Annotated in this window: 5 protein-coding genes; 2 read left to right on the top strand and 3 right to left on the bottom strand. The window is 64.6% G+C overall.

Going from position 1 to position 14,078, the window contains the following annotated elements; genetic code table 11:
• Positions 1–106 precede the first annotated feature (106 nt).
• On the bottom strand, positions 107–526 hold the full coding sequence (gene ribH / locus NDB2M1_RS00495) for a 6,7-dimethyl-8-ribityllumazine synthase (RefSeq protein WP_072378623.1): 420 nt from the start codon (positions 524–526) through the stop codon (positions 107–109).
• Between the two features lie 6 nt (positions 527–532).
• On the bottom strand, positions 533–1,801 hold the full coding sequence (ribB, locus tag NDB2M1_RS00490) for a 3,4-dihydroxy-2-butanone-4-phosphate synthase (RefSeq protein ID WP_072378621.1): 1,269 nt from the start codon (positions 1,799–1,801) through the stop codon (positions 533–535).
• A gap of 260 nt (positions 1,802–2,061) precedes the next feature.
• On the opposite strand from ribB, the gene NDB2M1_RS00485 reads away from it, so the two are divergent.
• Entirely contained in the window at positions 2,062–5,013 is a 2,952-nt protein-coding gene (locus NDB2M1_RS00485; RefSeq protein WP_072378619.1) for a TonB-dependent receptor, read from the top strand.
• Positions 5,014–5,129: 116 nt separating this feature from the next.
• A complete protein-coding gene (locus NDB2M1_RS00480; protein ID WP_072378616.1) occupies positions 5,130–5,522 on the top strand; it encodes a DUF1801 domain-containing protein in 393 nt (130 codons plus the stop codon).
• Between the two features lie 107 nt (positions 5,523–5,629).
• On the opposite strand, the gene NDB2M1_RS23340 is transcribed toward NDB2M1_RS00480, so the two are convergent.
• Positions 5,630–13,846 (bottom strand): choice-of-anchor I family protein, encoded by an 8,217-nt coding sequence (locus NDB2M1_RS23340; RefSeq protein ID WP_072378614.1) that lies wholly within the window; start codon positions 13,844–13,846, stop codon positions 5,630–5,632.
• Between the last annotated feature and the right edge of the window lie 232 nt (positions 13,847–14,078).

Raw genomic sequence — 14,078 nt, 5'->3', positions numbered from 1 at the left:
CCCTAGCAGGGGAGTACCCGAATTTTAACGATTGAATCGGGAAAACCTGCCCAAAGGTGCAGGTTTTACAATCCAGCAACACTTTGCAATTTTTTCGCCGGTCTGATCATGCGAACTTGCTGCGCAGCGCGAGCAGCGCCAGCGCCGCCTTGGCCGCCTCGCCGCCCTTGTTCTTCTGCGCGGGATCGGCCCGGACCAGCGCCTGTGCCTCGTCCTCGACAGTGAGAATGCCGTTGCCCACCGCAAGTCCGTCCATCGTCAGCGCCATCACGCCGCGCGCGCTTTCGCCCGCGACGATCTCGAAGTGATAGGTCTCGCCGCGGATCACCACGCCGATCGCGACATAGCCGTCATAGTGGCCGGACTGGTCCGCCAGCACGATCGCGCCGGGAATCTCCAGCGCGCCGGGCACGGTGATCACATCGACCTTGTGGCCTTCAGCTTCCAGCGCGGCGCGGGCGCCGGCCACCAGCATGTCGTTGAGGTGGTCGTAGAAGCGGGCTTCGACGATAAGGAACTTGGCCATGCGCGCTTACTCCGCGGTGATCGGCTGCTCGCCGACGATGTTGAGCCCGTAGCCTTCGATGGCGACGATATTGCGGTGGGAATTGGTCAGCAGCACCATGTCGTGGATGCCGAGATCGGCCAGGATCTGCGCGCCGATGCCGTAGCTGCGCAAGTCCATGTCGCCGGTGCGGCCCGCGATCTCGGCCTGCAGGCTGTCGCTGTCGCCGGGCATGAGCACGACGATCACGCCCGCGCCCGCCTTGCCGATCTCGCTCATCGCGCGCTGCAGGCTGCGCTTGCGCGGGCCGGGCTGGCCGAGCACGTCGCTCATGATCGAGATGCCGTGCATGCGCACCAGCGTCGGCGCATCGGGGCGGACCGCGCCCTTCTGCAGCACGAGGTGGACCACGCCGTCGATCTTGTTGCGGTAGGTCTTGATCGTCCAGTCGCCGCCGTAGTCCGAATGGAACGGCTGCTGGTCGATGCATTCGACGAGGTGGTCGTGGCGGCGGCGATACTCGATGAGATCGCGGATCGTGCCCATCTTGAGGCCGTGGCGCCGCGCGAAGGGGACGAGGTCGTCCATCCGCGCCATCGTGCCGTCGTCCTTCATGATCTCGCAGATCACGCCCGAGGGATTGAGACCCGCCAACCGTGAAATATCGACCGCGGCTTCGGTGTGCCCCGCACGGACAAGCACGCCGCCATCGCGTGCGATCAGCGGGAAGACGTGGCCGGGGGTGACGATGTCGTCCTTGCTCTTGGCGGCATCGATGGCGACGGCGACGGTGCGCGCGCGGTCGGCGGCGGAAATGCCGGTGGTCACGCCCTCGCGCGCCTCGATCGAGACGGTGAAAGCAGTTTCGTGCCGGGTGCCGTTGTTGCGGCTCATCAGTTCGAGCCCGAGCTGCTCGGTGCGGGTGCGGGTGAGGGTGAGGCAGATCAGGCCGCGGCCGTGCGTTGCCATGAAGTTGATCGCGTCCGGCGTCGCCATCTGCGCGGGGATAACGAGATCGCCTTCGTTCTCGCGGTCCTCATCGTCGACCAGGATGAACATGCGCCCATTGCGCGCCTCGTCGATGATTTCCTCGATGGGGACGAGGGCAGGGGTGTCGTCGCTCTCGCTCAGCACGCGTTCGAGCTTGGCGAGCGTATCGGCGGTAGGGTTCCAGCCGGGCAGGCCCGCATCGCGCAGGGTGTTGGCATGGAGCCCCGCCGCGCGGGCGAGGCCGGAGCGGGACATTCCGCCCTCGATGACGAGGCGGCGGATGCGGTCGATAAGTTCGCTGGACATGACCAGCTTCTCTCACATCACAATGTGATACGCAAGAGGGGTGATCACATCGTGATGCGAATATACCAAGTTGATTCGCGATTCCAACCATTTCGGGGGTGAAAGGGTTGCTGTCGGGTCACACCTTGGTGCCACCTGCCGCTACGGAAAGGACAAAATTTAATTGAGCGGTTGACAACGCAGGTCTTCCGCTATGTTCTGTAGGCAGAAGGTCGACCCTCAAAAATGATGGGCGTCCGCTGAAGAGAGAGGACATTGATATGAGGGGTAAACTTACCCTGCTCGCAGGTGTGTGCGCAGCAGCCGTCGCTTCGCCATCGTTTGCTCAGAACGCGCAGAGCACCGCCGGCGACAACGGCACGGCCGTCCAGGAAATCATCGTGACCGCGCAGCGCCAGTCGCAGCGCCTCCAGACGGTGCCGATCGCGATCAGCGCCTTCACCAAGGAAAACCTCGACAAGCAGCAGATCCGCAACCCGCTCGATCTCCAGCTGTCGCTGCCCAACATCACCTTCACCAAGACGAACTTCACGACGTCGAGCTTCACCATCCGCGGCATCGGTGACCTCTGCACCGGCGTGACCTGCGACAGCGCGACCGCGATTCACGTGAACGACGCGCCGCTGTTCTTCAGCGGCCTGTTCGAAGGTGAATTCTACGATCTGCAGCAGGTCGAAGTCCTGCGTGGTCCGCAGGGCACCCTGTTCGGCCGCAACGCGACCTCGGGTGTGGTCAACTTCCGCACCGCCAAGCCCGATCTCAACGGCTTCGGCGCTTCGGGCGACGCGGAATACGGCAATTACAACTCGGTCCGCCTGCGCGGCGCGATCAACATTCCCCTCACCCAGACCCTCGCGGTGCGCGCGGCCGGCTTCTACCTGAAGCGCGACGGCTACACGCAGAACCTCTACAACAACACCAAGATCGATGACCGCAACATGTATGGTCTGCGCGGGTCGCTGACCTGGCAGCCGTCCTCGTCGACCACGATCGACATCATGGGCCAGTACTTCCGCGAGAAGGACAGCCGCATGCGCATCCAGAAGCAGTACTGCCAGGAAGATCCGACTGGTATCCTGGGCTGCCTCAACACAACGCGCGGCACCAGCACCACCAACGGCAACGCGCTGCTCGCCAACGTCCTGACCAGCCGCGAATTCTTCGCCATCCGCGGCCTGCCGCAGGCGTTTGCGCTCGGCAGCATCTACGGCCCGCAGGTCTACCGCAACGAGATCAACCCGGCCGATCCGCGCGTCGTCAACACTGATTTCGCCCCGACCTACTTCACCGAAGAAACCATCATTCAGGGTACCTTGAAGCAGGACATCGGCGAGAAGTTCAGCCTCCGCGTCGAGGGCAACTACCAAAACACCAAGGTCGACTCGCAGCAGGACTACAACAACGCGGTTGCTGATCGCTCGACGTTTACGCCTGCGCTCGGTGCCCTTGCAGCGGCAGGCGCTGGTCTCCTTGGGCCCGGCCTCAAGACCTACCTTGCCCCGGTCGCCAACGCGCTGATCCCGCAGGGTCCCGGCGGTCCGCTCTGCACGTCGCTCGGCGAAGAAACCGGCACCGGTGTTTTCGGCGGCCATAGCGCCTGCGCCAGCACGCCGCTCGATTTCGACCGTTCGATCCAGCGCCAGAATGCATGGACGGCGGAAGCGGTTCTCACCTCGAAGTTCGATGGTCCGTTCAACTTCCTGCTCGGCGGTATCTACGGCCAGTACAAGGTCACCGAGAACAGCTATTATGTGAGCTCGTTTGGCCTTGACTACTTCGCAGGCGTTGTCGGCGCGTTCTCGGCTCTGGGCGCAGGTGCGCCGCCTGCCTATCTCGCAACGCCGACCTATCGCAACAATACGCCGGCCTACAAGCTGACCACCTACGGTCTGTTCGGTGAGGCCTACTTCAAGTTCAACGACCGCATCAAGCTGACGGCCGGTCTGCGCTATAACAACGACAAGAAGACCGTTCGTGCGCGCACCACGCTGTTCAACTTCCTCGCGCCGGTCGGCAGCACCAATGCCTATGATTCGCCGTTCCTCGCCGCCTCGTACGACGCGGATGCGGGCATTGCCGGCAACCAGCCGTTCCAGATCCGTGACGTGAAGTTTGGTGAGGTTACCGGCCGTGCGGTGCTCGACTTCCAGATCACGCCGGACAACCTGGTCTACGCCTCGTATTCGCGCGGCTACAAGTCAGGTGGTATCACCCCGCCGCTGTCGCCGATCTTCGCGGTCCCGGAAAGCTTCACTCCCGAGTTCGTGAACGCGTTCGAAATCGGTACGAAGAACACCTTCGCGAACGGCGCGCTGCAGCTGAACCTCACCGGGTTCTACTACCAGTACAAGGGTCTCCAGCTCTCCCGCATCGTGGCGCGTACCTCGGTCAACGACAACGTCAGCGCCAACATCTACGGTATCGAAGCCGAAGCGATCATTCGCCCCAGCCGCCAGCTGACGATCAACACGAACTTCAGCTACCTCAACACCAAGGTGTCGGAAGACAAGCTGCTGTCAAACCCGCGCGACTTCGGCAATGGCCGCAAGGATGCGGTGATCATCAAGGACATCACCAACACCGCGAACTGCGCCGTCGGCTCGAACTCGGGCAATGTGGCGGGCGTGAATGCCTTCGTGAACACGGCCAACACGCTGATCAACAACGGGGCGATCCCGGGTGTTCAGGCTGGTGCCGGCCTCAAGCCCACCACGCAGTTCCCGGCTGGCGGCGGCATCGCCTCGACCGGCGCCTACTCGATCTGCGCCGTGCTCAGCGCGCTGGCTCCGACGCTCGGCAATGCGCCCGGCATCGGCGGTGTGACGGTGTACTCGTCGGGCATCCCGACCAACATCCGTGGCAACAAGCTGCCCGGCGCGCCGAACATCAAGTTCTCGGCCGGCGTGCAGTATGCAGCGCCGATCGGCAACCTGACGCTGACCCCGCGCTTCGACCTCAACTTCACCGGCAAGTCGGAAGGCACCATCTTCAACGGTGTGGTCGACAAGGTCCCGTCGTTCACGCAGCTGAATGCCCAGCTGCAGCTCGATGGTCCGGACAAGAAGTGGTTCATCCGCGGCTTCATCCAGAACATCACCAACGACAACTCGGTGACCGGTCTCTACGTGACTGACCAGTCCTCGGGTAACTTCACCAACGTCTTTACGCTGGAACCGCGCCGTTACGGTATCGCCGCCGGCTTCAAGTTCTGATCGTTCGGGGGGAACCGGCCCGGTGCCCAAGCGGGCGCCGGACGGTCTGAGGCGGGCGCCGGAGGGAAACTTCCGGCGCCTTGCTTTTGCGCGCATGTCGCGGGCAAGATCGCCGGGTGGATCCGGTCTTTCATTTCCCTGCCGCGAGCGAAGCGGATGCCGGCGTCGCGCACTGGTTCGCTGTGCCGGACCCGCTGCGCGCGTTGCTTCTGCCCTGGCATGCTGCCGCGCGCGCCCGCGGGCCGGATACGCGCGAACTGCTCCACGATGGCCGCCCGACGATTTGCGCGGGCGACGGCGCCTTTCTCTACCTCGATGCCTATGCGGCACATGGCGCGATCAGCTTTTTCTTCGGGGCCGAGTTGGCCGATCCGGCGGGCCTGCTCGAAGGTTCCGGCAAGCGCATGCGCCATGTGAAGCTGCGGCCCGGCCGCATGCCTGAGGAGGCCGCCTTGAGCGCGCTCATCGAAGCCGCATACCGCGACATAAGCCGTCGCATCAGCCCATAAGGAAGCGGCACACCGCGCTTGTCCGCACGGTATGCCGCCATAGTTCGGGATTTTTACGGGCGGGCGGGGCGGCATCGTGTGGGATGCCGACCCGCCCCTTCAGGAGATCAGATCAGGATCAGGTCCGCCGCCGTCACCGCGTGGTTGTTGTCGAGAATGATCTCGAACTCGGCGAAGGTGTTGTTGCCGCTGATGTTGCCGAACAGCGCGACCTTGCCGCCGTCCGTGCCCAGCCGCAGCTGGCCGAGGCCGGTAAAGGCTGCCGAACCGATGAAGGTAAAGCTCTGGATCCCCGCCGTGTTCGCGTCGGCGTCGATCCCCGTCAGGTCGATCAGGTCCCCGGTCTGGAAGTCGAGGATGCGATCGGCCAGCGTGCCCAGGCGGCTCTCGGTCGCAGCCTTGAACACGAACCGGTCGCTGCCGCCGCCGCCGGCGAGGACATCCGTGCCCGCACCGCCGATGATCACGTCGTTGCCGGCGCTGCCGGTGATCGTGTCATTGCCCGAGCCGCCTTCGATCGAGCCGATGCCCGTCAGCGCCACCCCGGTGAAGTCCAGCGTATCGGCCGCTGCGCTGCCGAGGACCTTCACCCCGGTCTGGCTACTGGCATCGATCGCCTCGATACCGCTCCAGCCAGCCGTGTTGAGCGAGAGGCTGTCTGCAGTGATCCGCACGGTGTCGCTGCCGGTGCCACCGACGATCGTGTCGCGGCCCGAGGTGGCGCCGATGAGGAACACGTCGTCACCGCCGCCGCCGTTGAGCACGTCGTTGCCGGTACCGCCGTCGATCGTGTCGTTGCCGTTGCTGCCGGTGATCGTGTCCACGCCGCCGCCGCCGGAGATCAGCGCGATGCCGTTGAGCGTGGCGCCCGAGAGGTCGATAGTCTCGGCCGCGGCGCTGCCCGCGATGGTGACATTGGCAAAGCCGCCCGAGGAGAACACCTCGACATTGGTGATCCGGGCGGCGTTGAAGATCACGCCGTCGGCATCGGCGACAACCGTGTCGTTGCCGGTGCCGCCGTCGATCGTGTCGCGGCCCGCCGTCGCGCCGATGACGAAGGTGTCGTCGTCGGCGTCGCCGTACATCGTATCGTTGCCGGCCCCGCCGGTGATCGTGTCGTTCCCCGCCCCGCCGCGCAGCTCGTCGTTGCCGAGACCGCCGATCAGGATGTCATCGCCCATACCGCCCAGCAGTGTGTCGTTGCTGAGACCGCCATCGAGCGTATCGTTGCCGTCGTTGCCATCGAGCGTGTCGTTGCCGGACCCGCCGAGGATCGTGTCGGCCCCGGTGCTGCCGGTGATCGTGTCGTTGCCGTTGCTGCCATCGATCCCGGTGATCCCGCTCAGCGTCACGCCGCTGAAGTCGAGGGTATCGGCCGCGAACGACCCCTGGATCGAGACACCGGTGAAGGCGCCGCCCGAGATCGTCTCCACCCCGGTGAGCGAGGACAGCCCGATCACGGTGTTGTTCGCGGTGGCACGAATGGTGTCGTTGCCGAGACCGCCGTTGACCGCGTCGAACCCGCTGTTCGGATCGACCAGGATCAGATCGTTGCCCGCGCCGGTCGAGATGGTGTCGTTGCCGGTGCCGGCGTTGACGGTGTCGTTCCCGGCACCGATGGTGATCACATCGTTGCCGCCCAGCGTGTTGATCGTCCAGTTGGCATTGGCGGCCGAGGTGAAGGTGTTGGCCGCCGCCGTGCCGGTGTAGCTCTGCGCGGCGAAGGGGGTGAACACCACATTGGCGCTCGCCGTGGTCAGGCCGCCCTGGCCGTCGCTCACCTTGTACCCCAGCGTCATCGTGCCGGTGAAGCCCGAGTCCGGTGTGATCGTGAAGGTGCCGTCGCCGTTGTCGGTCACCGTCCCGTTCGAGGCGGTGAGGTTGACAACGCTCAGCGTATCGCCGTTGCCATCGGTGTAGCCCGTCAGCAGCGCCGCGGCGCTCACCGTATAGGCGGTCTGCTGCGTGCCGTTCGCCAGCGTCGCGGCAGTGCCCGTCAGCACCGGCGCATCGTTGTAGTACTGCTTCATGAGGAGCAGCTGGCCGCCTTCGACGAGGGTGGCGAAGTTCGCGCCCGAGTTGGCGAGGGTTGCCGCGGCGTGGTTCTGCACGTCGAGCAGGTAGGCCTTGTGGTGGGCATCGCCGAAGGTGGCGGTCACGTCGAGCACGCCCGAGCTTTCCTCGTCCTGCGTGCGGAAGTCCGCCCCGCCGGAGAGGAAGCGCGCCGGATCGTGCTGGGCGAGCTGGGTCAGCGTGTCGGTGACCGGATCATACTGCCAGACCTTGCCGATGTGGGCATTGTTGCCGACGTCTTCCTGCAGGATCACCTTGCCCTGGAAGTCGACGGTGATGTTGTCCAGCATCTGCTGGCCTTCGGTGCCATCGAGCACCGCGACGATCGTGCCGCCCAGTTCGGGCTGGGTGATGTCGGTGAAGGTGAACTGGTAGAGCCGCGAGGGCGAGCCGAAGCCATTGGTGGTGACGAAGTAGCCGCGCGCCGGGTTGGTCGGATCCCACGCGATGTCTTCGGGGCGCAGGAAGCTGGTGACGCCCGCCGCCTCGCTCGCCGCATCGAGCTGCGCGCCGGTCGTGCCGCGCACGTCGCCCAGATCGACGAGGCTGAACGTGCCGCCGGGGATGGCGGTGTTCGATTCGTTGTTGTTGGCGGTCGCGTTGTCGAGGTTGTCGACCTTGATGCCGTAGAGCTTGCCGTTGGTGAGGCCGGCCTTGTCCACCGCGCTGCCGGTCGCCTGCTTGGTGCCGATGTAGACGTAGACCTGGCCGTTGGTGCCATCGTCGGTCCCCATCACGATCGTCTTGTCCTGGGTGAACGTGCCGTTCGCCACCGCGTTCTCGTGGCTGAACTTGCCGAGCGCGGCGAGGTCATAGGCGGTGCCGTTCTCGGCGCCGCTGGCGATCACACCCAGCACGCGGCCTTCGACACCGCTTTCCTCGCCGGTGAGGAAGATCTTGTCGGTCGTGCCAAGGCCCGTCGCGGCGTTGTAGAAGGCGTTCTGCGGGGCAAGGTCGGCCGAGCAGAAGCGGCTGAACGCGACCGTGGCGGTCTCGTAGGCGCCCAGCGTGGGGTTCCAGATCTTGACGGTCGAGAAGGCATCCTGGCCCGAGATCACCGAGAGGTCGGTCTTGTCGATGATCAGCTTCGAGATGTAGGCACCGGTCGCCCCATGGTCGCGAACCGTGCCGCGGTTGCTGGCAAGCTCGTGGTTGACCAGCACGGTGACCGTGCCGTCGCCGTTGTCGAACATGCCCAGGCCGTCGGGGATCCCGCCGAACAGGTAGGTGCCGCCATTGGTCTTGCTGGTGGCATCGCCGGTGGTGATGATCGCCTGGAAGGTGACATCCGAGCTGACCGGGAGAAGGTAGGGCGTCTGGCTCGAACGCGTGTCGGCGACATCGGTGACGGTGACGGTGAGCGTCTGCGTGTCGGTGGCCGTGCCGTCGCTCGACGAGACGATCACTTCATAGACGTTGTTCTTGTCCGCATCGGCCGCCCGCTCGAAGTTGGGCGCCTGCTTGAACGAGATCACACCCGTCGCAGCATCGATCTGGAACAGCGAGGCATCCGCACCGCCGGCGATCGCGTAGGTCAGCGTCGTGCCGGCATCCGGATCGGTGGCCGTGACGGTGGTGACCGCCGCGGTGTTCTCCGCGATCGAGAGCGAGGCTGTGTCGCCGCTGCCGTTCGAGGTGATCGTGGGCGCTTCGTTGACGTTGGTCACCGCAATCGCGACGTCCTGCTCGGTCGTGTTGGTGCCGTTCGAGGCGACCACGCGCACGTCGTAGACGTTGTTGGCGCCGGCATCCGCCGGGGCCTCGAAGTTCGGCGCGTTCTTGAAGGTGACGACGCCGGTGCTGCTCACATCGAACAGCGCCGCATCCGCACCCGTCAGCGAGTAGGTGATCGTGCCGGTGAGGCCGGTCGAGTTGCCAAGGTAGGCGGCGGCGGTGTCGTTCTCCGCGAACGAGGCAGCGGCATCGGCGAGCAGATAGTCGCCCACCAGCACGGTATCGCTGCGCACCGCCTGGTTCTGGATGCGCGTGTCGAGCGTCTGCGGGGTATCCGCTTCGTTGTAGGCGTTGGCCTTGGTGGCGTAACGCTCCTGGAAGTATTCGGCGAAGGCCTGCTGTTCGCCGATGGCGTTGGCGGGCACGACGGCCGGATCGGTGAAGTTCAGCGACGAGCTGACCGGCGCGGAGAGCGTGCCGTCATTGAGCAGGAAGCGGAAGTTGGTCGCGTTCGCCTTGACCAGGTAGCCGTCGCCGCCGTTGGCGGTGAAGTTGAGCGCAACCGCGGTGATCACCGAGGGCGCACCGGCCACGACCACGCCGTTGTCGGCGATGACCGCGGTGATGTCGCCGTTCTCGTTGACGAGGACGACATCCTGCACGCGGCTGCCCGCCGCCTTGGTCGGATCGTACGAGAAGCGCACGCCGCCGATCTGGATGAAGCCGCCGTTGTTGGGATTGAGCGCATTGGGCGAGTTGAGGATGTTGAGCAGACCCTGCGCGGTCGTGTCGAACACCATCAGCTTGTTGTCGAAGCGCAGCGCGTTCTCGACATCGAGCTGGCTGACTTCGCCGTCGACCGAAGGCGGAACCTTGGTCACCGTCCCGTCGCCGTTGTTCAGGATCGTGCCGATCTGCGCGCGGATGCCGCCGCCGTTCTTGATCGAGACGATCGCATGCTCGCTGGTGAGACCCAGCGCATCGCGGGCGACATCGGCGTTGGCGTCGGCCGAGACGTTGCCGAGGTTGGTTTCCTGGTTGCGGACCTGGATGCGCTCGCCTTCCAGGTAGACGTTCGTGTAGCCGTAGATGTTGCCATCCTTGGCATCGATCACCGCCTTGACCGCATCCGTCAGCTGCTTGACCTGGTTGCCGCGCGTACCGGCCGCAAAGGCGGTGTCGGACAGATCGCCGTCGAGGTCGTTCCAGGCCGCGGCCACATTCGCAGCGGTCGAGGCATAGGCACCATTGACCGCGGTGTTGTTCGCCACGCTGTCGAGCAGGATGTCGCCGTTCTCGTCGAAGTCCACGACGAGGCGGCCGAGGTAGGTGTACTCATTGTCGGTGTTGACGATCAACGTCGGCTTGCCGTCGGCTCCTGCCGTCACGATCGGATAGGTATTGGCAAAGTCCGCGCTGTGGCCCGGGAAGTTGACCGCCACGTCGTCCGCATCGCCAAGGCGGGTGTTCGAACCCGCAGAGAGGATGATGTCGACGCCGTTGAGGAGCGGCGCGAGCTGCTGCTCGAAGGTGATCTGCTGCAGGTGGCTCAGCAGCACGATCTTGTTGACGCCCTGCGCGCGCAGATCGTCGATGACCGGCTGCAGCTGGGCCGCCAGCAGCGCCATGTTGTTGGTCTCGCCATTGGCACCGGGGCCGAACGGGAAGCCGAGGATCTCGGCACCCGTGGGCGAAGAGATCGATTCAAGGATCTGCGTGGTCACGCCGACCAGACCGATCGTCTGGCCACCTTCGTTGATCACCGCCGAAGGCGCGATCCGGCCCTTGAGGTCCTGCGCCTCTTCGTTGGCCAGCACACCGGTGCCCACGGTCTGCGTGAAGCGCGCGTTGAGCGGATCGGCGGTGAAGCCGGCCGGGTTCAGCACCAGGTTCGCCGAAATCGACGCATAGTTGGCGCCGACCCAGCCGCCGCCGGGCGCGATCGAGGACAGATAGACGTTGGACCCCAGATCCCACTCGTGGTTGCCGATGCCGGTTGCCTCGACCCCGATGAGGTTGTGGATTGCGGTATCGACAACACCCGGCGCCGGGGTCGTGCCCGGGGCGGTGGAGATGGTCGAACCCGTCACGCGGTTGATCACAGAGATCAGCGAGGGATCGGTGCCCGCCGCGAGGAACGGCCCCGGCAGGAAGGTGTCGCCGCCCGCCAGCGTGATCGAGTTGGCGTACTGGTCCTCGAACCGGTCGGCGAGCGCGGCAAGGAAGGGCGCCGTCTCGGGCGCGAGCGTGCCTGCCTCGCCATCGGAGAGGTGCAGCAGCTGCAGCGTGTAGCGCTCGACCACGTTGGTCACCGTGATCGCGAACGACTGGCTGTCGCTGGCAATGCCGTCACTGGCCGTCACCACCACGTCATAGACATTGTTGCCGCCCGCATCGGTCGGCGCCTCGAAGTTCGGCGCGTTCTTGAACGTCACCGCGCCCGTGGACGCGTCGATGTCGAACAGCGCGGCATCGGTGCCGCTGAGGCTGTAGACCAGCGTCGTGCCCGCATCCGCATCGCTCGCCTGCACGGTGGTGACAGTCGTCGTGTTTTCCGCGACCGAGATCGCTGCAGTGTCACCGCCGCCATTCGAGGTGATCTGCGGGGCATTGTTGAAATAGGCCGCGACGCTGACGGTGCCGCCGCTGAACGAGAAGGTCTCGACATTGGTCAGCGTGTCGGTGCCGTCCGGCGAGGTCGCGCGGGTATCGACCACGGTGATCGTGCCGCTGGAGCGGGTGATCGTGTAGTCGGTGATCGCGCCCGAGAAGCCTGCGGTGTCGTTGTCGGCGCCGCCGTCGATGGTGTCGTTGCCCGCACCGCCGATCAGCAGGTCATTGCCGGCGCCGCCGTTCAGCGTATCGTTCCCGCCGAAGCCCTTGATCGTGTCGTTGCCGCCGCGGCCGTTGAAGGTGTCGGCGTCGTTGCCGCCGTTGATGGTGTCGTCGCCCTCGCTCTGGGTCTGCACCGAATAGAGCGTGACGGTGTTGGAGATTTCATTGCCGCTGACGAGCAGCGCCTGACCCGTCGGGCTGTCGGCCGCCGAGATGAACGTCTGGACTTCCGGCCCGAGGTCGGTCGGGGCTTCCTTCTGATAGCCGACGAACGAGGCGTTGGCGGGATCGGTCACGTCATAGACCATCATGCCGCCGACGCGCTCGAGCCCGACGAAGGCATAGGTGCGGCCATTGATGACGCCGATGGTGACGCCTTCGGGCTCGGGGCCCTTGTCGTCCGAACGCGTGTCGAACGAAGAGCCTGCGACGCTCTGGTTGCTGTTGAAGGCCGGGACGCCGTTGTTGCCCAGCGCGGAGGTGATCGCCTCGAACTCGCCGCCGGTCTCGCGCACTTTGGTGATCGTGCCATCGGCGTTCTGGCGGAAGATCGAGATGCCGCGTCCGCCGAGCGTGTAGATCACGTCGTAGTCGCCGTCGTTGTCGGTGTCGCCGATGCCCGACAGCACGTTGAGACGGCCGAGGTTGGCGTCCTGCTTGAGCGTCGCGGCATTGGGGAAGGCGGTCGGGTCGAGCACGTAGGACGCGCTGCTCAGCCGCAGCGAGTCGGTGAGCGCATCGGGAACGCGCGCGTCGCCTTCGTTGGCGGTGACGAAGTAGGTGGAGCCGCCGACCGTGAACGAGGCGATCGCATCGGGCTGCAGCAATCCGCGCAGGCCGGTCCAGTTGCGCAGGTTGATCGAGGCCGTGCCGCCAGCCCCGTCGCGGTCGCTGGTGTCGATCTTGTTGCCCGAAAGGCTCCAGTCGACATAGCCGAGCGGCTGGATCGCGATGGGCTTGGTGGCGGTCGGATCGGTGAGGTCGATCACCGCGACGCCGTTGACTTCCTGCAGCGTCACATAGGCGCGCGTGCCATCGGGCGAGACGGTGATGTATTCAGGCTCGATGTCCGCAGCGGCGGTCTGCCCGGCAAGAATGTTGAGCCCCTGCGAACGCAGCGTGGTTTCGCTGCCGTTCAGATGGTCGAAGCTGATCGTGTTGACGACGCTGGCATTGGCCGCGCCGGTGCTCAGATCGATGATGCTGATCGAACCGGTGGGGTTGGAGGTTGATGATAGCCGCTCGGCTTCGTTGGCGACGAGGATCTTGCTGCCATCGGGCGTGAAGGTCACCTGATCGGGCAGCACGCCGACCTGGATGGTCTTGATCAGCGAGTTGTCGGACGCATTGAACAGCGCGATGTAGCCACCCTCGGTCTGCACGGCGTTTTCATAGGCGACCGCGATGACGCCGTTCTTGACGGCCACGCTGTTGACGCCGCCCGTGCGGTAGCCCGTCAGGCCCGTCAGCGAAATCGCGCCGACAGTGGCGATCGAGGCGGGGGCATTGGCATTGTCGGTGATCTGCGAGATCACGACCGTGTTGGCGTTGATGTTGGTCGAGTAGACCTTGCCGTTCTCGAACGCGACGCTCTCGGCCCCGGCGCTTGAACCGCTGAATGCGGAACTGACATTGCCCAGCCGAACCAGAACGACATCGTTGGTTGCCGTGGGCGAGGTTACCCCCTGCAGGTTCGAAGCGGCTTCATCCAGAATCACCGTACCGTTGATCGTCGTAGGCATTATGCGGCTCCAGCAATAGAATTTCGATGAATAGGAAATGTCTTGTGCAAAGGCGCAAAGGCCCCAACGAACAACTAATCAATTGTTCGATAGAGCTTTAATGAGTTGCGATGTCGACGCCGAACAAGTGGCATCATTAATCACCCCGCCCGCACAAATTCGTCAAATCTGTCAAATTTGTAATGATTTTCCTATAAAATGTTTGAATTTATTCGGAAAAAATCACCAACAT

This window comes from Novosphingobium sp. NDB2Meth1 (genome assembly GCF_900117425.1).
In the GTDB taxonomy this organism is placed as follows: Bacteria; Pseudomonadota; Alphaproteobacteria; order Sphingomonadales; family Sphingomonadaceae; genus Novosphingobium.
This window is presented reverse-complemented; position numbering and strand designations above follow the sequence as displayed.

Coding starts and splice junctions, on each gene's coding strand:
- ribH (WP_072378623.1), bottom strand. CDS start 526: ATGGCCAAGTTCCTTATCGTCGAAGCCCGCTTCTACGACCACCTCAAC.
- ribB (WP_072378621.1), bottom strand. CDS start 1,801: ATGTCCAGCGAACTTATCGACCGCATCCGCCGCCTCGTCATCGAGGGC.
- NDB2M1_RS00485 (WP_072378619.1), top strand. CDS start 2,062: ATGAGGGGTAAACTTACCCTGCTCGCAGGTGTGTGCGCAGCAGCCGTC.
- NDB2M1_RS23340 (WP_072378614.1), bottom strand. CDS start 13,846: ATGCCTACGACGATCAACGGTACGGTGATTCTGGATGAAGCCGCTTCG.